Source organism: Haloferax sp. ATB1 (assembly GCF_000730175.1).
This window is the reverse complement of sequence record NZ_JPES01000088.1, coordinates 1-24,830: the sequence shown is the minus strand read 5'-3', so window position 1 is coordinate 24,830 and position 24,830 is coordinate 1. Positions and strand designations below refer to the sequence as shown.

Below are 24,830 nucleotides of genomic sequence, written 5' to 3'. Positions count from 1 at the left end.
GTTTCCGACGTTCGATTTCACATCTGAGAGGTGATTCGTTGAGGCGTAAAACTCTATCGAACGGTCGTTCTATAAGATTGGTTTTGTATATTGCTAGATACTAATTGGTGCAGTATCGGCACCGGCCTCGGGCCGACGACGTGTAACTCAGCAAAGGCGAAAGCTAAATCCGTATCCTGACCTATCTGAGTGTAAGACAAACGTGGTGACTAACAAACTGACCCCGTGGGCCGTGGCGCTCGTCGTCGTCTGTACGCTTCTCACACCCATGTCAAGCGTATCGGCCGTGGCGGCACCGTCCGGGGTCACGTTCGTCGAGTCACCGATCCGGTCGGACACGACGTGGACCGACGACGGCGGCCCCTATCGACTCATTCGGGACGTCGCTGTCGAGCCCGGCGCGACGCTCACCATCCGGCCCGGAACGGAGGTCCAACTCGCAGAGGGAGTCTCGCTGACGGTCCGGGGGTCGTTGCACGCGGTCGGCACCGAAACGCGGCCGGTCCTGATCACGCAGAGTGCGAGTTCCCGGGACGTCAGGTGGGAGACGATTCGATACAACGGCTCGGAGTCATCGACGCTCTCCTTACGCAATACGACGTTACGAGGCGGTCGAAGCGGGGTTACGACCACGAGCGGCGAGGGGTCAGTCACCGTCACCGATTCGCGGCTGCAAAACTTCGCCGAGGCTGGAATCTCCGCTAACGGCACGACGACGCCCCCGGTGACGATAACGCGGTCGACGTTCTCCGAGATCGGCGGCCACGCCATCCGCGCAAGCCCGTCGATCGGGGCCGTCGAGGAGATCGAACTCGACTCGACGGACCGACGCCGGAACCGGACCGCACGGCACACGCTCAGACTCGCCCCCGGCGTCGGCGTCTCGATGGAGACGATTCGGCTGCGGTACCCGAGCGCACGGTCGGTGAGAAACGTCGGGTCCGAGTCGCTCGGTCGCATTGGCCTCGACACCGACAGCGATGGGGAGATCGACCAGTCGTTCGACGACGCCGTCTCGGACGTGTCGGTCAGCGGGCGTCATGTGGAAATTTCGCTCTCGAAATCGGAGTATATTTCGAGTCGAGATCGACTCGTCGTCGAGTTCGACGGGGTCGTGAACCCGCGGACGCGGGGGGTGTACCCGATCGGGGTCAGTCTGCTCGACCGCCGGGTCCCGCAGCTATCGGACGGGGTCCACGCGATGTACGTCGTCGGAGCGGAGACGACGCCGTTCGCGTACGCGCCGCCGACCGACCTCACGCGCGTCCGCGGGATCACCGTCCACGACTCCGAGTTCGATGCGATCGACGGCGCGGGGCTGTTCGCCGACGCGGATATCGTCACCGGCATCCGGGTCAGCGACAGTCGGTTCGCCGACGTGCGGGGAGACGGTGTGGCGATACGGGCCGCCCAGAGCGAAGGCAGTTTCCGTGGTAACAGCATGCACGCGGGCGACGCGGGCATCCACGTCGAGACGCGGGCACAGACGACGCTGGTCGCGACCGACAACCGGATTTCGCGGTCGACGACGGGGATTCGCGTTCGGCAGTCGGAACGGCGAGACCGTGGAGTCACGCGAGTGACGCTCCGCGGGAACGAGTTGGTCGACAACGACCGCAACGGGCTCGAAATCCGGTCCGAAACGAGCGAGGGTGAACTGTGGCTCACGGACAACGTGATCAGCGAAAACGGCCAACACGGGGTCGCGCTCTCCAATTGGGCTATCAGGAACGGTCGGGTGACAGGGAACCGAGTTCTCAACAACAGCGAGGACGGGGTCGCGATCAACAGCCACGTGGTTCGAAACGTCACGCTGTCACGGAATCGAATCGCCGAGAACGGCGGCGACGGCCTCGACCTGTCCGTGCGCGCATTGGCCCGCGATTTCGTCGCGACCAACAACACGATTGCCGACAACCGCGGCCACGCACTGACGGTCCGCTCGGACCTCCTTGTCCACCGGGTCACCGTCGCGGGGAACCGCCTCGCCAACAACGGTGGTGCCGGGCTCCTCGTCTCCAGTCCGCTCACCCACAGCGGGCAACTCAACGTGTCTGACAACGTCATCGCCGCGAACGGCTACGGACTCGTGGCTCGCGGCACGCTGAACGCGACGGTTCGGAACAACGACATCGTGTTCAACACGAATGCGAACGTCCGGCCGCCGCCGGTTGCCGGTGTCGACCCCGGTACCGGGATCTACATCGCCGAGGGGTCCCGCGGTGCGATTCTCGACCAGAGCGACGTCGACGCTCCGTTCGCGGAACTCGTTGCGAACCCGCAACTGCGACAACAGATCGAAATCGCAACGCTCTGGGACGACACGGTCGCCGTCCTTCGCACCGACGGCGTGAGTCACACCCGGTCGACGGCCGAGGGTGCGGTCGATATCCGCCGCGTCGACGACACGCTGCCGACAGGCGTCGAGCTCTCGTACGGCGGGGCGGACGCCGACAGCTACCGAATCGCTAACAACGACGTCTACGGCCACGACACCGGGATGGAGATTAACATCTCCCGGCTCATCACGGCGAACGCGACGGCGCGTATCGTCACCGATTCGATACGGACCGTCAACGCGGAGTCGAACTACTGGGGGGCCGCGAGCGGGCCGTATCACTCTTCTATCCTCCCGGAAGGCGACGGCGACGAAATCACGATAACCAACGGCTGGGTCGACTTCATCCCGGTCGCGGACGCCCCGATCGGTCAGCGTTACCGACGGCCGACCCCGCGGCTCAGTGCGCCGTCGACGGCGGCCCCGGGGAGTCGAATCCAACTCTCGGGGGGCGAAAGCACTGTGGAGACCGGTTCGGTCTCGGAGTACCATTTCGTCGTTAACGGGACGAGCCACACGACACGGGAGCGCGGCGGACTCGGCGTCCGCATGCCGAACGAGACGCTAACGGTCACACTCGCCGTCGAAGACGGCCTCGGAATCGACAGCAACGAATCCGCGACGGCGCGGATTCGACCGGGACCCGCGGCCGCCTCGGAGTCGGCGAGTTCCACCGAGACCGCCGCGGCCCTGCCCGAGCGTGAGCTGGGGGCGACCTCTGGGACCGGACTGCTCTCCGCGTGGGGCATCCTCGGCGGTGGCTGTTTCTTGGCCGCGCTTTTCTTCGGCGGGTATGGAATGGTTCGGACGGTTCGAAGCCAGCCCGTTCCGATGCGCGGGTTGTTCGTCCAGCTACTCGCCGGGCTCGGGATTCTGGTCTGGCTCGTCGCCGGCGTCGTCGGGTCGAACCGGCTCATGCTCGTCGCCGGCGTCGCCGGGATACTCTGGGCCGGACTCACCGCCACCGCGTATCTCGTCGCGACTCGGACCTGACATCTCGTCGGGGACGACCGTTCGGTCTTCTGTCTTTTCGTAGGCGTCGACGGCGTGTTGAGACCGACCCACGGGTGTCAGAACCGTCGACTGCGGCGGCATGTCTGGAGGATTTGGGTCTAAGTAGTGAAAAGACTCATTTATTCTTGGCTCACTGATTTGTTCTGTAGAAATGGAGCGACGCAACCAGATGGTCCCACTGATCGATCGGCCCTCCAAGAGACAGACACCGGTGACGCGGTCGGTTCGGCTCCGAGGACGAACCGACAGCGGTCGCCAAACGAGCGCGGCGACCGGGTCGGGCGTATGACGGGCGGACGCGGTGTTCGGCCCGCTATCGCGGCGACGGTCACGCTGTTGGCCGTCACGAGCGTACTCGTCGGAGGGATTTCGGCGGTGAGCGCACAGTCGGGTCAAATCGTGGTTAACTCGACGACGGTCGAGCCGGATGATCCATACGTCGGTGAGTCGGTCACGGTCAGAGCGACCGTTTCGAACTTCGAGAGTAGTTCCGGCGGCGTAGACCTCAAAGAGGTCACCCTCCGGTCGGGAGGCGTCATCGTCGCCGAAGCGAACAACCTCGGAACGCTCGGTCCGGGTGGGTCAGTCGACGTGCCGCTGTCCACCACGTTCGCGAGCGCCGGGGAAAAACAGCTCAGAGTCCACGTCTCCGGCCGCCAGGAAAACGGGAACGTCGTTAACGTGGAGTACCCGGTCATCGTGAACGTCGACAGGCGAGACGTTCGGGCCGGTCTCTCGGTGGGTGACCAGACGAACGATACCATCGAAGTGGAGCTGACAAATTACGGGAACACGGACCTCTCGGAAGTCGAAATCGTCGCGTCGGTGAACGACTCCGAGGTCGCCCGGAAATACACCGCCGGACCTCGGCCCGGACGTGAACCGCTCTGTCGTGTTTGACACCGCAGACCTGAGCGACCAAGTCGTGCAGTTCACCGCGACGTACGTCGTTGACGGAGAGACGTACACGAGCTCGCTGTCGGAGGAGATAGACGACGAGTCGGTTCCCGGCGAGATCCAACTGACGAGCATCGAGACGACGCGAAGCGCCGGAACCGTCACGATACAGGGCGACGCCGCGAACGTCGGGAACACGGACGCGAGCTCGGTCTTACTGACCGTCAAGGAGACGGCAAACGTGTCCCACGGCTCGCCGTCCGGCGGCTATTTCGTCGGGCGCGTGGAAGCAAGCGAGTTCGCCACGTTCGACGTGACCGCACAGCTCAGCGGCGAGCCGACCTCCGTCCCCATCGAGGTGTCCTACATCGTCGACGGCGACCGCGTGACGACGACACAGCAGGTGCCACTCGATGCGAGCGGCACCGCGCCTGTCGCCGGCGGTCCCCAGTCCGATCAGGGCCCGGGTTCGAACGAGTCGTCGTCAGGTGGGTCCCAGCTTCCGCTGCCCATCATCGGGGGCGTTCTGGTGGTCGTCGTGGTCGGCGGGGTTGGCATCTATCGCTGGCGCCAGCACTAGCATGAGTGTCATTGAACTCACTGACGTCGTGAAACGCTACCAGAACGGCGAGGAGGTCATCGCCGCGCTCGACCACGTCGACTTTCACGCCGAACGCGGTGAGATGGTGACGATCATCGGCCCGTCGGGGTCCGGGAAAAGTACCATGCTGAACATGATCGGACTGCTCGACACCCCGACAGAGGGGACGGTCCATCTCGACGGTCGCAACGTGACCGACTTCTCCGAGGACGAACTGACCGAAGAGCGGCGGTCCGGAATCGGGTTCGTGTTTCAGGACTTCCACCTGTTGCCGATGCTGACCGCGACCGAAAACGTCGAGCTCCCCTCGATGTGGGACACCTCGGTCGACCGGCACGACCGCGCCCAAGACCTCCTTCAGCGGGTGGGTCTCGGTGACCGACTCGACCACAGACCCGACCAGCTGTCGGGGGGACAGCGACAGCGCGTCGCCATCGCGCGGGCGCTGATCAACGAGCCGGATATCCTCCTCGCCGACGAGCCGACGGGGAACCTCGACCAAGACACCGGAGAGACGATTCTGAGCGAGCTGACTCGCTTAAAAGAGGACGAAAACGTCGCGATTGTCGCGGTCACGCACGACGAACAGATGCTGGAGTACACCGACAGCTCCGTTCGGCTCGTCGATGGCGTGGTCAAAGAGGTCGTCGAGAGATGAGCGTCGTCGACCTCCTCTGGCGTTTCCCCAGCGTCCAGATGGCGTGGCGGAACCTCGGCCGGAACAAACTGCGGACGGTGTTGGCCGCCCTCGGCATCATCATCGGCGTGGTCTCCATCTGCTCGCTCGGGATGGCGACCGCCGCGATTCAGCAACAAGCGACGTCGCAACTCGGGAGCATCGGTAACGAGGTGTCGATAACGTCCGGTCAGGACAGCGACACGGACGGGGTGACCGACGACCAGGTCGATACGATGCGGAATCTGGTGACCGACGCGGAGGTGGTCCCCCAGAAGACGAACTCGACGTCGGTCTCGTCGCGAAATGGACGGGAGGTGCGGGTGAGCGTCACCGGGGTGACGAACGCGGCCGCGCTGTACAACCTCACCTCGGGCGAAGCGCCCTCCCGGCTGTTGAGCGGCGCACTGCTCAGCAACAGCACCGCGACCACCCTCGGGATTGAGGAGGGTGACCCCGTCGAATACGACGGCCAACTGTACCGCGTGCAGGGCTTAATCGAGGAAGAAAACGCGTTCGGCTTCGGCGGCGGCGAACTCGTGTTGCCCGAGTCCGCCCTCTCCGAGCAGAACCACTACGACGTCGTGACGATTGTCGCCGCGGATAGCTCGACCGCGACCGAGATCGGCGGGGAGTTAGACCAGTACTTCAACACCGAAGACGAAGAGGAACTCAGCATCAACACGTTCGGCAACGCAGGCCAAGTCGGCGGGTTCTTGGAGACGCTTTCGCTCGCCTTGCTGGCAATCGGCGGCATCTCGCTCGTCGTCGCGAGCGTCGCCATCCTCAACGTGATGTTGATGAGCACTGTCGAACGCCGCGGCGAAATCGGCGTCCTCCGTGCGGTCGGGATTCGGCGTTCCGAAGTGCTTCGGATGATTCTGACGGAGGCCGCCCTGATGGGCGCGCTCGGAGGCCTTATCGGCGTGGCACTCTCGCTCGCGGCGGGGCTCGCCATCTTCCAGATGATTACAGGAAACCCGCTTGGGGCGTTGCAGTGGAGCGGTGCCCAGTATCTGGTGTACGGGTTCGGCTTCGCCGTCGTCGCGAGCATCCTCAGCGGGGTCTACCCCGCGTGGAAAGCGGCGAACGACCGGCCGGTCGACGCGTTGCGAGGCTGACCCGCCTGCCGCGAGTCGCCGCCCGCGGCCTCACCCGTGGGTGGAGTGCTGCCCCGTCTCGGACGACGCGTTCCGTCTGTGTAGTCGCGTGAGACGGCGGAACACCGAGAGCGCAAGCAAGTAACAGAGAACGAGCCCGGCGACGAACGTCCCGGAAACGACCCAGAACACGACCATGCCGCCCGCCTTGAGGAGTCGGACTAACAGCGACGCCGTTCGGGGCCCCAAGTACCCCGCGAGCGTGGTTTTGTTGGCGCGTGTATCGCCGGTGATATCTTGGATATTGCGGGACTCGACCCCGGCGGCGGTGATCAGAAACCACCCGAAGAAGACCGCCACCCCTTCGAGTGAATACTGCTGGTGTGTCGCTGCGACGACCGAAAAGACGGCGACGAACGCCCAAGTGAACCCGACGCCGATGGAATCGAGAGTCGGATAGCGCTTCAGCCAGCCGTAGCTTCCGAGCACGACGAGGGGAACCTGAGCAAATAGTAAATCGCTGACGTTCGCGGTCGCCGTCTGAAACACCAGCAGACAGACCACTAGCTCGTAGCCGAGTAGCGCGAGCAGTTCCGTCGCGAGTAGCTCCGTCTGGTACCGCCGCACGAGCCTCGTCCGGTGCGGTTGGTTTATCTCGTCTTCGGCCGTCCCCCCTCGTCGGTCTTCGATGTATATGAAATAAAACAGGAGCGGTGCGAGCAGGAGCCCGCCTCCGATCGAGCGGGGGTCGACTCCCATCGCGATTCCCGAAATCGCAACCATCGCGGCCGATAGCAGACACAACCAGATGTTCAATTGAAAAAACAGGAATCGAGCGTCTGCCACTCTCATCTCAGCGCGTTCCCCCCCGAGAGCCACCGTTGCGGCAGACCTGTGGTCCGAGCCATCGAAACCAGTCCGTACTGTTCATCTCTCAGGACTATCTCGCCGCTCGTACTATACTTGTTTGGTCATCGCCACGACTGAAGTCGTGTGCTCGGCCGTGCGGTCGTTTCCCCTCCGAACGGTCCCGAGCGGTAGCGGTGTCATCGCCGCCGCCCGACTGCCGCGTTCGCCGCATTCGAACCACCGTCTGAACTGCGATTCGAACCGAACCGGTGCCCGCACCGAGGCCAACTCTGCGAGCGTTTTCGCGAACCCATCCGCCTCTCTTCCCGCTTTTCGTACTGACGGAACTAGACTACGCCTTCCATGCGGAATTGTGCATTATATTATAGATGCCCCAAAAGAATAATTAGATCGATAATACTGGTATAGAATACGTGCTTGACCGATGGCTCACTCCCGAGATTTCTATCGCTCTGATGTACCTTGGGGTGATCCCGTCGGTCGTGAACTGTCAGCTTCTCTGGCAGGAACGTGACAAACCGGGTGTCATCTGGTTTATCCTTTCGATGGCCACCGGGGGTCTGTGGTCGTTACTGTTCGCAACGTTTACCCTCATTCCGGACCCGCAGCTCACGCTCGCGGTTGCGAATTTCTTCTGGGTGATGATTCCGACCGCCGCAGTGACGCTTTTCTTACTCGCCTACGAGTTCGTTTTCAAACAAACGGCCTCCAGAACCGCCGTTTATGCGTTGTTCACCCCGATTGTACTCCTATTTATCCTCTCTTGGTTCAATCCGTACGAACTGGTGTTCACGAGTGCGTACTACGTGACCGCGGACGGAATCTTACACTTTCCAATTTTCGACGGCCCCCTGAAGGTACTCGTGACGAAGATATACGGTTACCTTCTCGTGTTTCTGGCCGCGGGCATGTTCGTCGGAGAGCTGCTTCGGACGAACGGCACGCAGCGTCGACAGACAGTCTATCTCTTGGTCGTGTTCTCGATGCTCGTCGGCTCAACGCTCGTTAAGGTCGCGGGGCTCGTCCCGATCTATTTCGACCCTACGTCCGTCTTGTACTCGTGTTCCGGACTCTTCTTTGCGTATTCGATTCGGGAACACGGGTTACTGAAATTCGTACCCGTCGCTCGCGAGCAGACGTTCGAAGAGATCACCGACCCCATCTTCGTGGTCAACGCCGCCGGCTACATCGTCGATGCGAATCAAGCCGGGGTCCGACTGTCAGAACAGAGTCTCATCGGAACCAACATCGAGGAGTTCATCTGTGGCTCCACGGTGTCTGCGGACGCGCAAGGCTCCGGCGTCGTCAAATTAGAGATATCCGGTGGAACGCGGACGTTCTCGATTGAGACATCGGAGATCATCTACGGTCGGGGAGTGACCGGGAAAATCGTCGTGTTGAGCGACATCACGGCCCTCAAGGAGCGCGAAGAGGAATTAGACCTCCTCAAGCAGGTCCTTTCGCGTATCTTCCGACATAACATTCGAAACGACCTCAACGTGATTGCGGGGTTCGCGGCCATCATTCGAGACTCGACGAGTGGTGAGACCGCTCAGTCGGCAGATCGCATCCATACGCGCGCCATGAAAGTCGTCGAACAGGCGGCGAAAGCGAGGAAGATCGAAACGGTGTTGTCGTATACCGAGACGGATCAACGCCCGCTCGACGAGTATCTATCCAAGGTCGAACAAAGCGTCTCGGCCGAGTGGCTGACGCACGTCTCGTTTGACGTCGATGACGTCGTCGTTGACGCGCATCCTCGGTTCGATCTCGCACTCGCTGAGTTGATCGAGAACGCCGTCTCTCACCACGCCGGCGACGACCCGATCACCGTGCGCGTCACGACGGACCTCTCTCCGACAGCGGCGACGATCATCGTCGAGGATAACGGTCCGGGTTTGCCACCGTCCGAATTCGCCGTGTTAGAGGCCGGAGAAGAAACGGATCTGGAGCACGGCTCCGGAATCGGCCTGTGGTTAGTGTACTGGATCGTCTCCCGTTCGAACGGGACGCTTAGTGTCCGGGCGTCCGAGTCCGGCACGCAAGTCCGAATCCGACTGAACCGAGCGGATTCGGCCGCTGACGGCGGAGACTCGCCCGCGACTGACGACGGTCGCGGATGACGATGTCTCCGACCGGCGCGTCGGAACTGACAGCAGAAGAGAGTCGCGTACCGTGCGTACGGTCGCCAGACACAACCTGCGTCACACAGGCTACGCTCCGGTACGACACTCTCACGCCGTATCGGTTCGATTCGGCGGCCCCGCTGGAGTTCCGCAGTCAGACAAGGACGCACTGCGATATTATTCCTGTTGGTATGACAGAACACCGCATGCTACTCTGACGACGGGCGGGGGCACCGAAAGCCACAGTCGCGTTCGAGACGCATCGGCCGTGGCGCAGATCATATTGTATATTTTATACTTTTCTTCGGATAACTACGGTCTACCCTACATTCTAAATATGTGAACTGTATATTAGCGACACGACCGCGTAGACACTCAGATTACAGAAAAAATGCTATTTTAGTCCTGTTAATCCAGCTAATATCTAACAACAGGATTAAAATAATAACAATGTGTCCGAATATAATAGGATTCGTTGGCGAGTAATAGTCGATTTAATTACTAATTCGGGAAACAGTAACTTTATTGCGATTATAGATGTGGGTGATCTGTCCATGATTTTCGCCCGTTGTGGTACGCGATATGTGATGGGAGTCGACGCGTCCCCGCGAGGCGCGACGCGATGAGCGTGTACGCGACCAGAAATTACACGCATAAGCTTGTAACCCAATCTCGCGCCCGCGCGGCGTTCGGTCCGTGCCCGCGTTTAGTTCGACAGCACAGATGTGTATCGAACGACCATGACAATACAGTAATACCAGTATTACGCAATTGTCGGCGTCCGATTCAGGTCGCCGACGAACAGTTCGTACGACCCGGGTTCGAGCGTCCGGGAGCCGTCCGGTTTGACGACCTGGAGGTCGTCGGCCGTGAGCGTCATCGTCACCGTCCGCGTCTCGCCCGCGGCGAGCGCGACCTCCGTGAAGTCCTTCAACTCCCGGACGGGCGTCACCACGGAACTGTATCGGTGCTCGCCGAACAACTGGACTGTCTCGGTTCCCCGCTCGGTCGCCGGTGTTCGTCCATCCCCAACGGACTCGGATGCGGGAGCCAATCGTGTCGAACCAGCAGGCGACGCTCCCGAACGACGACCTCGACGTGAAATCCGGGTGGGTGGGGATGACCGTAGTACGTTCAATACGGGGCCGGCGGACCCGGCTGGTACATGGTCGCGTTCGGCGGGCTCGCAACAGTCGTCATAGCCGTAGTCGCAAGTCTGTTCGTGGCGTGGGCGATCGGAGCCGGGTCGTCGGGGTCGACGCCGTTTGCGCCCGCGGTCGGGGCCAACGCGATTTCGGTGATGCGCGCGGGCTTCATCGTCGGGCTCCTCGGCCTCGCGGGTGCGACCCTCCAGGGGGCGAACGTCACCGGGGCGATGGGAACGACCTCGTCGTGTTTCCGGTTTGCGAACCACGCTCGTCGACAGATGATAAATATTGTGAAAAACAGACAATAGTGGCGTGGTTGAATCACCACAATTATAAAAACAATCAAATTCGACAATTTCGACACGAACGCTCGTAGTATCCAAACTAATATTGATAACTACATGGTTATATGTTCTTCAGAAGATAAATAGGTCAAAAAATATCAGAAATATGTTTATGTGGGTTTTGTACGTGTATGATGTACTATATCGGTTCTACTCGAATCTGAGACGCATCTGACTACTCTGTAATTTCGTCCGATTCCAACCTTCCTCATGGCGATTAGAATAGTATATTTCAAACAATATTCGTGGAGGACTGCTGACGCGACAGGCTGACGGGTTAGCCGTCTGTGACAATCCCTTCGACCCGTCCGTGGTCGAACAACTGCTCGTCGTCTCCGAACTCCGGGTAGTCGTCGCCGTCCTCGTAGGTCGGCCACGCGCCGAACTGGTCGGGATACAGCTGTTTGGCCGTCATCTCCAACTGGAACAGGTTCATCAGCGGCCCCTGCCACCGCGTCCCCTGCGGGTAGACGCGGTCGTTCTGGACGGCCGCCAGTTCGCGGCCGACGGGGTCGTCTCGGAGATTCCGCTTCAGCCCGTCGAAGTCGAACGTCTCCGTGACGGTCCATAACGCGAGAATCACGTCGGGGTCGGCCTCTAACAGCGCCTCCATGTCGACCTCTTGGAACGGCCCCGTGAACTCCGCGCCGCCGAAGGCGTCGACCGCGCCGAGCGGCCGGGTGTGGGAGTTCCAGTAGCCGGGCGCGTTCAGGCGGAGCAGATAGATGCTCGACAGGTCCGTCGAGACGGAGAGGTACGCGGCGGTGGGCCGCTCGGTCTCGGTCGGAAGGCCGTCTTCGACGGTGCCGAGCAGGTCGTCGTGGACGGACTGGAGCGCCTCGTAGCGCTCGCGCTCGCCGTACAGCGACGCGACGCGCTCGAACAGCTCCCAGAGGTCGTAGTACTCGTAGCCGTCGGCCCACTCCTCCGGGGGCGCGGCGTTGAAGTTACTGTAGTAGTTGCCGAACCACGGGCCGATGTTGTCCGCGACTTCGTCGACGTCGGCTCGGTTCCAGTTGTCCTGCGCGGTCACCCACGCAGGGTCGACGAGATGGAGGTCGCTGTCGAGTTCGTACAGCCGCTCTTTCGTGAAGCCGTACTCGCCCGCCGCGTCCGCCCACTCGATTTCGAAGCCGTCGAAGCCGGCGGTGAAGTACTCCAGCCCCGCGACGGTGCCGTCCCACCAGAGGTTGTTGACGGTGTCGCCCCGTCCGAGCGCGCTCGCCATGTCCGGGAACCACGGGAAGTGCGTGAACACGTTCGTCGGCGGCTCGTCCAGCGTGACCGTCCCGACCGGCGATAACTCGGCCGCGTAGTTCGACTCGGGCGTCTCCGTGGCCGCCTCGGTGGTTTCCGTCTCGGTCGAGGTCGTCGTCGAAGCCGCATCGCCCGACTGGCCGGCACAGCCCGCGAGCGCCCCGCCGCCCAGAAGCGCTCCGCCGTACCTCAGGTAGTCCCTCCGCGTCGCCCCCGTGTTCTCGTCGTTCCTCATGTGAATCAGGCCCACCTGAAACGATATAGCTGCTTCGAAATTTAGGTGAGGCTAAAACCGATTGGCACGATATGAACAGTCGGCCTACGACTCCGCTCCGTGGATGATGTCGGCGACGCGCTGGTGGTCGAACAGTTGTGCGTCCTCGTCGTGAAGCGTCTCGATGCCGTCCCACGCGCCGAACTGCTCGGGGTAGAACTGCTTGGCCACGATTTCGGTCTGGATGAGGTTGATAATCGGCCCCTGATACGACGTGCCGCCGCGGTAGAGCCGGTCGTTTTGCACCGCGGTGAGCCGCTGGCCGAGTGGGTGGTCGCGAAGCCGGTCCATCCGCGTCTCGAACTCGCTGTGCGAGAGACTGGCGAAGCCGTACGGGAAGACCAGGATGTCCGGGTCGGCTTCGAGCAACTGCTCGTAGTCCCAACTCGCGTAGCTCCCGTCGATGTGGGGACCGAACCCGTCGACGATGCCGAGGTCTTGGTACTGCTTTTTCCCGTTTCCAGCGCCGATGGGGTACGCGTCGAGCGACCCCTCCGAGAAGTCGGAGAACGACGAGATGAGGCCGATTTCGGGGCGTTCGCCCTCCGGGGGTAGGCTCGCCTGGAGGTCGGCGATGAGCGCGTCGTGGACCGTCCGTAGCCCCTCGTACCGCTCTCGCTCTTGGAATACGTCGGCGACCTTCTCGAACGCCTCGTACAGCGAGTAGTACTCGTAGTCGTGCCAGTCCTCGCCGTGCCGTCGGATGTAGTTGCCGACGACCGGGCCGACGTTCGACGCGATTTCGTCGAAGTCCGTGGCCGAAAAGCCGTCGTGTTTCAGACCGACGAAGTGGGGGTCGAGCAGGTGTACGTCGGCGTCGAGTTCGTAGAACGCCTCTTTGTCGAACGTCCCCGACGAGAGCTGACGGACGCCGTCGAACGAGACGTCGACGCCGGGAAGCGTGTCGTAGAACTGCAGCGGCCAGCCGTCGCGGTAGACGAGCGCCTGCAGCGAATCGAGTTTGCCGAGAGCGATTCCCATGTCGCCGTAGTTGCTGTAGTACGCTATCCACGTCTCCGGAACGGCGTCGAACGCGACGTCGCCGGCGGGAGCCATCGTCACCGTGTACGGCGCGTCTTCCGGCGTGGTCGTCTCCGTCTCCGTCGCGGTCTCGGTCGACGGTGCGGTCTCTGTCTGCGTCGCGGCCGAATCGCGCTGCGAACAACCGGCCAGTAACCCGCCCCCGAGAACTGCGCCACCGTATTTCACGTAGTCTCGTCGCGTCGGTCCCTCACGTCCCTCGTCATCACTTGGCATGTGGTTTTAGGCTAGCCTAAATTAATATAATCACTTCGGTTCCTCGGTGGTGACCGGCGCTGGTGTCGATTCCGACCCGGTGCGGCCGCTCGGCGCGCGTTCGGTATCGAGTCTCAGATTTAGGGTGTCGACCCGACGACGCCCGGCGTCGAAGCCGGGCTAGGGTTCGGACACGCCGACGACCTGCTTGCCGATGTTGTCGCCGGAGAACAGGCCGAGGAACGCGTCGGGCGCGTTCTCCAACCCGTCGACGACGGTCTCGCGGTGTTCGAGGTCGCCCGAGGCGACCCACGACCCGAGCCGTTCGCTCGCCCGTCCGAATCGGGTGGCGTAGTCGCCGATGAGAAGCCCTTGGACCTTCGCGCGCGGCGCGATGAGCTGCGGGAGCTTCCGCGGGCCGGTCGGCACGCCCTCGTCGTTGTAGTGGGCGATCTGCCCGCAGACCGCGACGCGGGCGTCGAGGTTCAGCTTGGTGAACACCGCGTCGGTGATGGGGCCGCCGACGTTGTCGAAGTAGACGTCGACGCCGTCGGGCGCGGCGTCGTCGAGGGCCGCCCGGTAGTCGTCGACCGCTTTGTAGTTGATTGCGGCGTCGAAGCCGAGGTCGTCTGTGAGCCACGCCACCTTCTCGTCGGAGCCGGCGAAGCCGACGACGCGACAGCCGTTCAGTTTCGCAATCTGGCCGACGACGGAGCCGACCGCGCCGGCGGCCCCGGACACCACGACCGTCTCGTCGGGCGAGGGGTCGCCCACGTCGAGCAGGCCGAAGTACGCCGTTCGGCCGGGCATTCCGAGCACGCCCAGATAGGCGGGGAGGTCAGCGACGGACGGGTCGACGGGCGCGACCTCGCTGGCGTCGAGGATGCTGTAGTCCGCCCACGCCCCGTTGCCGGTCACGACGTCGCCGGCGTCGTAGGCGTCGCTCTCGCTTTCGACGACTTCGCCGACGACGGCCCCCTGCATCGGCTCGCCGACGCTCCACGGCTCGGCGTACGACTCCGCGTCTCGCATCCGGCCGCGCATGTACGGGTCGACGGAGAGGTATCGCACGCGCACGAGGAGTTCGCCGTGTCGCGGTTCGGGTCGTTCCCCCTCGCGGAGTTCGAAGCTGTCCGTGTCCGGCTCTCCCTCGGGTCGCTCGGCGAGAATCCACTCGCGGTTCGAATCGCGCATACCCGAACACGGACCCGCGGACCAAGGACGGTGTCGGTTCCAGCAGCACCGTCCGGTTCGACAGACTGGCGTCGGGCGTCGGTCGACGGCGCTCCCGTCGCGCGGCCCACCCTCACGCCACCCTCGACGAACGACCGCTACACCTTCGCCGAACCAAGCCCCTATTGCGTCGGACCGGTTACGAACCGCCGAACCATGCAGGTCGCAGTCATCGGCGCGAACGGCGGTATCGGACGCGAGCTTCTCCCGCGACTCGCGGACGCCGGCCACGACCCCATCGGCGTCGTCCGCGACGAGTCGCAGTTCGAGGCGGTCCGCGACCGCGGCGGCGAGCCGCGACTGGGCGACCTCGAAGGCGACTTCGACGAGGCGCTCGACGGGGCCGACGCGGTCGTGTTCACCGCCGGGTCCGGCGGGTCGACCGGCGCGGACAAGACGCTCATGGTCGACCTCTGGGGCGCTCGACGGGTTGTCGACGCCTGTGTCGACGCGGACATCGACCGCTTCGTGATGATTAGCTCGGTCGGCGCGGGCGACCCCCTCGCGGGCCCCGAGCCCCTACGCCCGTATCTGGTCGCCAAACGCTGCGCCGACGACTACCTCGAACAGTCGGGGCTCGACGCCACGATTCTCCGGCCCACGAGGCTCACCGATGCGGACGGCACCGGAACCGTCTCGCTGACCGTCGATGACCTCGATGGCGACACGGCCGAGATTCCGCGAGCGGACGTCGCAGGAGCGGTCGTCGCCTGTCTCGACATCGACCGGACGGTCGGCGAGACGATGCATCTCACGAGTGGCGAGACGCCCATCGAGCGGGCGCTTTGCGGCGACGACTGAGTCGGTATTGTCTGTATATAGACACCTAGCACAGGTAATAGAAGTGTAATAAGTAAGCAATACCGGAGAGTAAAACCAGTTTTTGCTGCTCCCAATGGAGCAACAAATTCGATATTCTAGTACTACTATTGAGTTTCCACAGTAGGTGTGCACAGAAAGTGGCGACTACCTGCAGTCTCTTATTCAGTACGCACAGTCTCGAGAATGATGCACTAATATGAAAATGTGTAGAAATAGCATAACTACATTGGATTTTTATTCACCTATATCCGAAGATACATTCAGGAAACGTGGTCAACTAAGAGTAGTAACCACGTATGAGGACACCCACAATACGTGCTGTGTGGGAAGAGACGACAACTGTCCTCGGGAGTAACCTCGACGGGATGGTACGTGACTCGCCAGCTACCCGTTACCGGTCGGTGTCTTGTATTGACGGTTGTACATCGATGCGCCTAGTTGTTGATGGTGTCGCCGACAGCAACTTTACGAGTCGCGAGCTGTTGGATGACGAAGAGCGTGATAATCACGCCAGCGCCCGCGTACTGAACTGTCGAGTTGGGGTACACCATCGTGAGGACACCAACCACAAAGAACGCCACTCGAGTGCCGAGTTGCGCCCATTTGCCGTAGCCAAAGCGGTAGTTGATTCCGTGGATGATGCTGATGCCGCCCAGCAAGATGAGCAACCCGGTGAAGACGGCACCACCACTGAGTACCCCTGAGACGATGACAGGGTGGTAGATGAACGAGAACGGCAAGACGAACAATGGGGCGGCGACTTTGATAGCTTCGTAGCACGTCTCGACGAAGTCGGCATTCGCGATACCGGCGGCGACCGCGGCACACGTCGCAATCGGTGGCGTGAGTCCTGAGAGAATCGCGCCGTAGAAGACGAAGAAGTGGGCAGCCAGATCGGGGACGAGGAAGCGACTGACGAGCGTCGGGGCCACGAGGAGTGCCACAACGGTGTAGGCGGCGGTCGTCGGCATCCCCAACCCGAGGAGGATACAGATTACCATCGAGATCAGAACAGCGACGAGCATGATGCCACCCGAGATATCCATCATCGAGAGGGTGAGGATTCCGGGGACGCCGGTGGTCATAAGAATGTCAACGACGCCGTTTATCGCCGCGAGGATAATGGCGATGGGTGCCGTGATGATCGCACCGCGCCGGAAGCCAGCCACCGTGTCCGAGAGTGTCTCTCGAGTCGCGGCCGTCACCGAGCGCGACTCGTACGCCGCCTGGAGGACGGGGAATGTGATACCGGTGATCAACATCGTGACTGCGGTGTACAGCGCGGACGTCATCACAGTCAGCTGAATGACACCGAGCGTGTACACCAACACGCCGAATGGGATGATGAACTTGACCGTGTCGACGAGGGTGTCCCGACGAGTCCGGTCTTCCAGCTCGTCAAGGACGGCATCGACGTCGATCGAGTCGAGCTGATTGCTCGCGATGTAGTGAACCGCGAGAATTATACACACCATCATGATCATCGCCGGAATGAGCCCTGCGGTGATGACGGTCACGTAGCTGATGCCGAGAAGCGAGGCCATGATGAACGCACCCGCACCCATAACTGGTGGAAGAACCTGACCAGTCGTGGATGCGACCGCCTCAATTCCCCCTGCTGTCGAGGGCTTGATGCCGTTTTCTTTCATCATCGGGATTGTGAACGACCCGGTCATACCGGCGTTTGCGGTCTGTGAACCGTTGATCGAGCCGATAACCGCACTTGCGACGACAGCGGTCTGTGCAACGCCCGAGTCGATGTACTTCGACGTTCGGACGGCTCCACGGAAGATGAGGTCGAACGCACCGTAGCTCTCCAACAGCCCCGCATAAAGCAAGAAGAGCGCGATCCACGCCGCGACTAACTGAGTCAGGAAGCCGTAGAAGCCGGTGATGTCGAGTGCGAGCAAGAGGAGCAGTCGGCTGTAGCTTAACCCACTGTGGCCGAGGATTCCGGGAATCAGATCACCGAAGTAGCCGTACAGGAGCGCACCCACAAGGATACTAAGGAACGTCAGCCCGAACGAACGCCACGAGAGGTAGACAATTGCTGCGAGGAATGCAGCTGCCAAGGCGTACTCGTGTGGAAACGCGTAGCCAACACGGTCGATGTACAGTTCCCTGAAGTGCAGGTTGACGTAGACGGTGATGGCAATGGTGATCACCAACGACCCGAGTAACAGGGCTGCGTCGAGATAGTCCCGATCAGCGATGACGTCTTCGAGTTCGTTGAGGATGTACACCCCGATTGCACCGGCAATGAACAGGACACCGTACTGTGCCCTCGGCATCGACACGGTGTAGGCATAGAAGATAACGAGTGCCCACAACGCGAGAGCAGCGAGCGTTAACGTCCCACCCACCGCGTCTTCCAGGTCTGTTGATCTCAATCGCTGGATACGTCTTGCTACCATGGTTCACTCTCACAGTAGATTCAAACATATAAATTAGTTATGGTAGGCTCAGTCATATGGCGACGTCTCGCATGACAGCAGACAAACGAATCCGCACCTGAGACGTCCGAGTACATCGGCTCTCGGTTTCCGGGGAGTGTGACTGAAGCTGTTGGGAGGCAATCTCAGCTGACGAAAACGGGAGTGGGGCAGGTTGCAGGCTGTCGGGCGGTCAGGAACTAGGCAACGATGACTGGACACTCGGCGTCAAGCAGGACGCCCTGTGTGACGCTCCCGAAGAGCACTTTCCCAACCGGAGAGCGACTGGCGGGCGCCATGGCAATCGCGTCGGCGTCACAATCCGCTGCAGTCTGTACGACCGTCGCCGCCGGGTCGCCGTGGGCCGCTTCGAACGTCCAGTCGATTCCGCGCTCGTCCAGTTCCTCGCGGGCGACAGTTACGCTCGATGGCGAATCGTACTTTTCGAAGAGTTCCTCCGACGTCACGTGTCCGCCGCTGTCGTCGATTGCATCGAACTCCTCGAATACGTTGAGAATCGTGACGGTGACCGCTGACTCGGCAGCGGGGAGGTTGGCAACTGCGTCGACTGCGGCTGCCGTCCGATCTTCATTCCCGTCGACGGCAAGTAGCACGTGATACATGGGTTACTCGAGGAGTCGCTCTTCGAGATCGCCCACGACATCCAGCGTCGTTGCCGTGCCACCGATGTCCGGGGTCCGCGGTGCATCCGAATCTGCTAGCTGTGCACCGACACCGTCCCAGAGCGTCTCGGCGAGATCGTCCTCTTCGAGATGTTCGAACATCAGCGACATCGACAACAGCATCCCGACCGGGTTCGCAATGCCTTCTCCCATGATATCGAAGGCACTTCCGTGGACCGGTTCGAACATCGAGGGGTACTCCCCGCTGGGGTTGATGTTCGTCGATGGGGCCATCCCAAGACTCCCGGAGATGATGCCACCGATGTCGGTGAGGATATCGCCGAACAGGTTCGATGCGACGACGACGTCGAACTCGTTGGGACGACGAACGAAGTCCATACTCCCGGCGTCGACGAGGAGTCGTTCGACGGTGATATCCGGGTATTCCTCGCTAATCTCCTCAACGATTTCGTCCCAGAACACCATCCCGTAAGCCTGTGCGTTCGACTTCGTGATGTTGGTTAGTTTTCCACTCCGCTCTGTCGCGGCCTCAAAGGCAGCCCGGACGATCGCTTCGGTCCCCTCGCGTGTGTAGACCGCTGATTGAACTGCGACTTCGTTTCCGAATCCTTGGTGTTCGCGTCCACCGACGTCAGCGTACTCTCCCTCGGTGTTCTGTCGGTAGACAACGAGATCGATATCGCCGCCCTCGTAGCCACGAAGCGGGCTTTCGACCCCATCAAAGAGATACGAGGGGCGCTTGCAGATGTGCTGGTTGAATCCCTTGGTGATCGGGAGGCGAAGGTTACGGAGCGTAACGTGATCCGGCACGTCTGGGTGACCCACCGCACCGAGCAAAATCGCGTCAAACTCTTTGAGCGTCTCCAAACCGTCGTCGGGCATGAGCGCACCCTCTTCGAGATACCGCTCGCTTCCCCAGTCGAACCACGTCGTCTCGATCTCAACGCCGTGGGCCGCAGCAAGTTCGATGAGAAGTGGCTCGGTCGCCTCTGTCACTTCGATTCCGATACCGTCGCCTGGAATCACCGCTATGTTATACGACATCGGTCCGATTGATGCTCTATCCTGATAAAAACATTTGGGTGGCGACCAATCGAGAGGGTATCTCGCTCCCAAGCCGGCTGTCACGGGCGCAACCCCCTGATGATATTTTGAATATCAATCAAATATTGGAATTAACAACAAGGTTTATCATCGATGTACATGAACGTCGAGAGCGGATGTCTAAGCAAGCACACAGCGCACGGACTAGACGGAGTATTATCAAAGCAGCCGCTGCGGGTGCCGGGACCGTTGCAATCACCGGCTGTCTCGGTGGCGACAGCGAATCCGACAGTGGGTCTGGCAGTGGATCCGGTGGCGATTCAGGGTCGGACGGCGGCTCGAGCGATGATTCGGGTTCGGACGGTGGCTCGGGCGGTAGCTCGTACCAACTACGGATGGGCGGCTCCTCACAGGGGAGTACGGCGTTCAACTCGATGCAAGCACTTGCTCGAGCACTCAACGAACACAGCGACTCCCTCCGAATGACCGTCGAGCAGACCCAGGGGAACGTCGCCAACATGTATCAGTACGACCAAGGCAACATCCCTGCCGTCGCGACGGACAACAACACGATCAACAAGGCGGTCAACGAAACGGACCGATTCAACGATGAACCGGTCGACAACATCGGCTATCAGTCGTTCCGGTTCAACGGACTCGACATCTTCTGGGTTGCCGTTGAAGGCTCTGGAATCGAATCGACCGCAGACTTCGCGGGGAAGACTGTCTACCCGATTCAGCCGGGCTTCGGGACGCGGCTACTCACCGAAGAGGTGATGCGAGTCGCCGGAATGTGGGAGGAAGTCGACATCATCAACGTCAACACGAGCGACATCCCTGGTGCGATCGAAGAGGGTCGCGTTGACGCTGTTGCGGTATACGGGTCGAATCGCGTCGAACTGACTGGCTGGGCGAAGCAGATCGATGCTCGAAACGACGTCTATCTCGTCGATGTCGCCGACAACTTCAAACAGGCCATCGAAGAGGTCGGCGGCGCACGTTTAGCCGAAATCGAGCCTTACGGGTGGAATCAGGAGGTCACGAAGGTTACCGACTCGATCGTCAGCTGGAATCTTGACCTGCAGTGTCTGCTCAGTCCGGAAGTGCCAGCAGACGCCGCACACGAACTGGCTCGGATCAGTCACGAACACGGCGAGACGATCCGGGAGGCCGACCAGACGTACGCTGACCACTCTGACCCGGCAGATATGGCCACCGCAGTCATTCCAGAACATCCGGTCCACCCCGGCGTCGCTGAGTTCTACAAGGAACAAGACGTGTGGGACGACTCCTGGACCGTCGGCGACGAAGCGTAACGAAACCAAACTGACGGACGTTTCGTTTTTTATGATTAGTTACCGATTGTACTTCGTACTCATTGAATTCGCATATAATGTTCCGTATCATGGCACACACTCGATGCTGATCGGTGGCCAGTATGGGGTCTCACTTCGTTGTGTTCGAAGACAGATGGATGGACACGCGAACAACCATCATGATTGTTAAGAACATATGTGTGAGTGAGACTCACACGAACACTACGTGTGTACGCCGAGACACGCGCGCCAATCCGAAGTGAGACTCCGAGTGCTATGTTCCACATTGTGAAATTTTATATGCTACCGCTGAGAATCACGACTAACGGAGACACAAACCATGAAAACGACACACAAGCTGTTCAGGATTATCGAGGAGCTACGAGACCGAAACGGGGCTCGAGTATCGGAACTGGCGACGGAGTTAGAGCTGCCCAAGAGCACGGTTCACCGGCATCTCAAGACACTCGAGGAACGAGAGTACGTGATGAAGACGGGGGATCTCTACCACATCGGCTCCCGATTTCTTTACATCGGTATGGGCGTAAACAACCGACACGAGGCGTTCGCTCAGATCGAACCGAAAGTCAAAGCACTCGCCTCGGAGACGGACGAACGTGCTCAGTTCATGATCGAAGAACACGGCTATCTCGTGTACATCTATCGAGAAACCGGAGAACACGCCGTTCAGACGAACACGCAGCTCGGAAAGCGAATGCCAATCCACGCGACCTCCGGCGGAAAAGCAATTCTCGCTCAACTGACCGACGACCAAATCGCTCGCATTATCAAGCGTCATGGGCTCCCAAAAATCACCGAGAACACCATCACGGACGAAGACGAGCTCTACGACGAACTACGCGAGATCAGAGACGAGGGCGTCAGTTTCAATGATCAAGAGTATATTGAGGGTCTCCGGTCCGTCTCAGTTCCAGTTATCAAGCCGAACGGACAGCCGTTAGGTGCGATCGGTATCTCCGGCCCGCAGAACCGGTTCAAAGGTGAATTCTACCGCGAAGAACTGCCAGACAAACTCTTGGGTGTCGTCAACGAGGTCGAGCTCAATATGAAATACCAGTAGACGAATGCCGTGCGGGTGAAGCGATGTTCGTACTATACATTACAAAGATATCGTTGTAATCCCTCACCACATAACCTATCATCGGTAATTATATTCCACGAGATGGAATTTTATATAGTATGTGTTGTTGTGTAGATAGATGCCAACCAGACCGATACCAAGTTACGATTGACACGTTCTCGTGCGGACCACGGCCCACGAAGAAATAAAACAGAATGTCGGGTCTACAGAGAAAACAAGGCGAGTGCCTCGGGGTCAAGCCCCGAGGCAGTTCACGTCAACGTGATTACCATCACACGAAGATCGTTTACATTTGTCCCGGTCGGACCCGATCGAAGAAGTGCCTCAGCGGCCTCGAGGTGTGGATAGACGTCGTTTTGTGCGAGCCCAGCTTGTGCACTCTCTTGGTCATCAAGTAGCTCGGCATCGACGAGTGCCCCAGCGGCGTCGGTGTTGCCGTCAATGCCATCCGTATCAACCGCTCCAACGACGACGCCCGCCGCATCGAGTTCGAGTGCAGCACTCAACGCGAACTCTTGGTTTGGACCGCCATGTCCGTCGCCCGAGACGGTTACTGTTGCTTCGCCGCCGGAAAGGACGACCGCCGGTGGTTCGACCGGTCGTTTCGCGGCGAGTGCTTCCTCTGCGAGACCGACGTGTACTTTCGCGATTTCGCTCGCTTCGCCTCGGACATGTGATGACAAGATCATCGACTCGTACCCGTGTTCGTGAGCGACTTCAGCGGCACTCTCCAACGCAGTTCCGTTATCTGCCAAGACGTGAACGTCCACACTAGCGAAAGCCGGGTGGTCTTCTGTAGGCGTTTCTGGGTGCCCCCCTTGGAAGCCATCTTTGAGGTGGCGCACAACCGGTTCAGGCGGTTCGATGTTGTAGCGGTCGAACACCGCTTGTGCGTCGCTATATGTCGTCGGATCCGGCGAGACAGGGCCGCTCGCGACTGCACCTAAATCGTTCCCGACGACATCGCTGAACACGAGCCCGATGACATCCGCTGGGGAGGCAGCGACCGCGAGACGTCCGCCCTTGATTGCTGAAAGATGTTTTCGAACCGTATTGATCTCTCCAATCGTCGCACCGGCCCTGAGAAGTGTCTCGGTGACTGCCTGTACGTCACTAAGAGTGAGAGTACCCGCTGGGGCAGGGAGGAGAGCGCTCCCCCCACCCGTCACGATACTGAGCACGAGATCGTCTGTCGTCGCGTCCGACGCTAGCTCCAACAGCTCGGCGGTCCCTGAAACGGCGGACGCATCTGGAATCGGGTGAGACCCCTCGACACAGCTGACCCTCGAGAGCGAAACAGGATCATCTGTCACGACCAGTCCGTCGTCGATTCGGTCGGACAAGCACGTCTCGAGGGCCGCAGCGACGTGGCCAGCGGCGTTACCACCGCCCAACACGAGCAGGCGATCGTAGTCGTCTAGGTCGTACTCGCGCTCACCGACGTGTAACGTGTTGTCTACTACCGAAACAGTCCGTTCGATAACCGACTGCGGGTGTGCAGCTCGAATCCCCGCCTCAAGGCAGTCGAGTACGAGTTTGTGTTCGGATGTAGCTGCAAGGGCAGCTCGATTTGCAAACATCAGTGGATACTCTCAACCAAGAACTCAAAAATGTACTGGCGTTTCGTGTCTCGTGTTCAGAGATAGCTGCGCGACGTTGTCGTGTTCGTATAAGACAATACTCTCACACTCCAGAATAGTATCTTCACCCATTAATATTGGTAGTAAATAACAAGATAGCCGCTAGTTTTCAGGTATAGATCAGTCAAACCCATTGGAACGTGGTCGTCATCATATATCTCAAAATTTCCTCAAAGAAATATATTTTACACTTCTAACCACCTATACCAGGTGTTTCCACTGTTATTTATTTTTCTATAGTTTTCCACATCGACAGCCGTCCAGGTAATCGAGCGAAAATAGATTATACTAGTGCTATAGTATTGTATCTAAATGTGTCAATTGCCACGGGACAACACCATGCTCGAAGAACAGTAGTAATGGACAAAAACACAAAGCTAGCGTGTGGCTCATCTGCTCAGCACAGAAGAACGACAAACGATTTCAGCCCCCACCGAGCAGATATGAAAACCGTGAGTACGACATCGGACGCGGCGGGCACGCGACGCGAGATACTGGGCATCGTCGTCGGCTTCTTCCTGCTTTCGACGGCGGCGGCAGCTTACGAAATCGCCCCGGCGAGCGTGCTGCCGGTGATTCAAGAGTCCCTCGGGCTGAGCGCAAGCGCGGCAGGCTGGCTCGTGAGCATCATGTACGCGACGGCGGTCGTCACGAGCGTCCCCGTCGGCGTCGTCCTCGACCGGTTTTCGGTGCGCCGCGTGGTCGCGCTCGCGACC

General features: G+C 60.3%; 19 protein-coding genes and 1 pseudogene. 11 read left to right on the top strand and 9 right to left on the bottom strand.

The genetic code is table 11. From position 1 onward, the window contains the following. Positions 1–268: 268 nt before the first annotated feature. The 5 genes from ATB1_RS14585 to ATB1_RS14570 all read left to right on the top strand — a co-directional run bounded on the left by ATB1_RS14585 (position 269) and on the right by ATB1_RS14570 (position 6,647). The gene (locus tag ATB1_RS14585; protein ID WP_042665147.1) at positions 269–3,331 is read left to right on the top strand and encodes a right-handed parallel beta-helix repeat-containing protein; all 3,063 of its coding nucleotides are present in this window, start codon (positions 269–271) and stop codon (positions 3,329–3,331) included. A gap of 306 nt (positions 3,332–3,637) precedes the next feature. Continuing rightward, positions 3,638–4,252: a hypothetical protein gene (locus ATB1_RS23465; protein ID WP_241768267.1), complete on the top strand. Its 615-nt coding sequence runs from the start codon at positions 3,638–3,640 to the stop codon at positions 4,250–4,252. Further along, positions 4,245–4,829, top strand: a complete 585-nt coding sequence (locus ATB1_RS23460; protein WP_241768266.1) for a hypothetical protein — start codon at positions 4,245–4,247, stop codon at positions 4,827–4,829. The genes ATB1_RS23465 and ATB1_RS23460 overlap by 8 nt, the downstream gene beginning before the upstream one ends. 1 nt (position 4,830) lies before the next feature. After that, a complete protein-coding gene (locus ATB1_RS14575; RefSeq protein ID WP_042664976.1) occupies positions 4,831–5,508 on the top strand; it encodes an ABC transporter ATP-binding protein in 678 nt (225 codons plus the stop codon). Next, positions 5,505–6,647: an ABC transporter permease gene (locus tag ATB1_RS14570; RefSeq protein WP_042664973.1), complete on the top strand. Its 1,143-nt coding sequence runs from the start codon at positions 5,505–5,507 to the stop codon at positions 6,645–6,647. Before ATB1_RS14575 ends, ATB1_RS14570 begins: the two co-directional genes overlap by 4 nt. Positions 6,648–6,677: 30 nt before the next feature. Here the strand turns inward: ATB1_RS14570 and ATB1_RS14565 are convergent, their stop codons facing one another. Then, positions 6,678–7,478 carry a UbiA family prenyltransferase gene (locus ATB1_RS14565; RefSeq protein WP_042664970.1) on the bottom strand — a complete coding sequence of 267 codons (801 nt, stop codon included), beginning with the start codon at positions 7,476–7,478 and terminating at the stop codon, positions 6,678–6,680. Positions 7,479–7,951: 473 nt separating this feature from the next. On the opposite strand from ATB1_RS14565, the gene ATB1_RS14560 reads away from it, so the two are divergent. Continuing rightward, positions 7,952–9,619 carry a histidine kinase N-terminal 7TM domain-containing protein gene (locus ATB1_RS14560; protein ID WP_082256435.1) on the top strand — a complete coding sequence of 556 codons (1,668 nt, stop codon included), beginning with the start codon at positions 7,952–7,954 and terminating at the stop codon, positions 9,617–9,619. Positions 9,620–10,385: 766 nt separating this feature from the next. On the opposite strand, the gene ATB1_RS14555 is transcribed toward ATB1_RS14560, so the two are convergent. Next, complete coding sequence (locus ATB1_RS14555; protein WP_042664967.1) at positions 10,386–10,676, bottom strand: fibronectin type III-like domain-contianing protein; 291 nt, start codon at positions 10,674–10,676, stop codon at positions 10,386–10,388. A gap of 111 nt (positions 10,677–10,787) precedes the next feature. On the opposite strand from ATB1_RS14555, the pseudogene ATB1_RS14550 reads away from it, so the two are divergent. Then, positions 10,788–11,006, top strand: a pseudogene (locus ATB1_RS14550) (inorganic phosphate transporter); the annotation flags it as partial. A gap of 385 nt (positions 11,007–11,391) precedes the next feature. On the opposite strand, the gene ATB1_RS14545 reads toward ATB1_RS14550, so the two are convergent. From ATB1_RS14545 to ATB1_RS14535, 3 genes are all read right to left on the bottom strand, one after another. Then, a complete protein-coding gene (locus ATB1_RS14545) occupies positions 11,392–12,606 on the bottom strand; it encodes an ABC transporter substrate-binding protein (RefSeq protein WP_042664961.1) in 1,215 nt (404 codons plus the stop codon). An 84-nt stretch (positions 12,607–12,690) separates the two neighbouring features. After that, positions 12,691–13,902 carry an ABC transporter substrate-binding protein gene (locus ATB1_RS14540; RefSeq protein ID WP_042664958.1) on the bottom strand — a complete coding sequence of 404 codons (1,212 nt, stop codon included), beginning with the start codon at positions 13,900–13,902 and terminating at the stop codon, positions 12,691–12,693. A gap of 159 nt (positions 13,903–14,061) precedes the next feature. Beyond that, positions 14,062–15,075, bottom strand: a complete 1,014-nt coding sequence (locus ATB1_RS14535; protein WP_042664956.1) for an NADP-dependent oxidoreductase — start codon at positions 15,073–15,075, stop codon at positions 14,062–14,064. A 195-nt stretch (positions 15,076–15,270) separates the two neighbouring features. On the opposite strand from ATB1_RS14535, the gene ATB1_RS14530 reads away from it, so the two are divergent. Next, positions 15,271–15,915 (top strand): SDR family oxidoreductase, encoded by a 645-nt coding sequence (locus tag ATB1_RS14530; RefSeq protein WP_042665142.1) that lies wholly within the window; start codon positions 15,271–15,273, stop codon positions 15,913–15,915. A gap of 455 nt (positions 15,916–16,370) precedes the next feature. Here ATB1_RS14530 and ATB1_RS14525 read toward each other — a convergent pair whose 3' ends face one another. From ATB1_RS14525 to ATB1_RS14515, 3 genes are all read right to left on the bottom strand, one after another. After that, positions 16,371–18,326 (bottom strand): TRAP transporter fused permease subunit, encoded by a 1,956-nt coding sequence (locus ATB1_RS14525; protein WP_241768264.1) that lies wholly within the window; start codon positions 18,324–18,326, stop codon positions 16,371–16,373. Between the two features lie 242 nt (positions 18,327–18,568). Beyond that, on the bottom strand, positions 18,569–18,982 hold the full coding sequence (locus tag ATB1_RS14520) for a universal stress protein (protein ID WP_198526116.1): 414 nt from the start codon (positions 18,980–18,982) through the stop codon (positions 18,569–18,571). Positions 18,983–18,994: 12 nt separating this feature from the next. Continuing rightward, entirely contained in the window at positions 18,995–20,056 is a 1,062-nt protein-coding gene (locus tag ATB1_RS14515) for an isocitrate/isopropylmalate dehydrogenase family protein (protein WP_042664948.1), read from the bottom strand. A gap of 176 nt (positions 20,057–20,232) precedes the next feature. Between ATB1_RS14515 and ATB1_RS14510 the strand changes: the two genes are divergently transcribed. Continuing rightward, on the top strand, positions 20,233–21,372 hold the full coding sequence (locus ATB1_RS14510; protein ID WP_082256434.1) for a TAXI family TRAP transporter solute-binding subunit: 1,140 nt from the start codon (positions 20,233–20,235) through the stop codon (positions 21,370–21,372). A gap of 340 nt (positions 21,373–21,712) precedes the next feature. After that, the gene (locus tag ATB1_RS14505; protein ID WP_042664945.1) at positions 21,713–22,453 is read left to right on the top strand and encodes an IclR family transcriptional regulator; all 741 of its coding nucleotides are present in this window, start codon (positions 21,713–21,715) and stop codon (positions 22,451–22,453) included. Between the two features lie 272 nt (positions 22,454–22,725). On the opposite strand, the gene ATB1_RS14500 is transcribed toward ATB1_RS14505, so the two are convergent. Then, entirely contained in the window at positions 22,726–24,054 is a 1,329-nt protein-coding gene (locus ATB1_RS14500) for a glycerate kinase (protein ID WP_042664943.1), read from the bottom strand. A 512-nt stretch (positions 24,055–24,566) separates the two neighbouring features. On the opposite strand from ATB1_RS14500, the gene ATB1_RS14495 reads away from it, so the two are divergent. Beyond that, the coding region (locus ATB1_RS14495) for an MFS transporter (RefSeq protein ID WP_128081478.1) at positions 24,567–24,830 on the top strand (264 nt) is incomplete at its 3' end.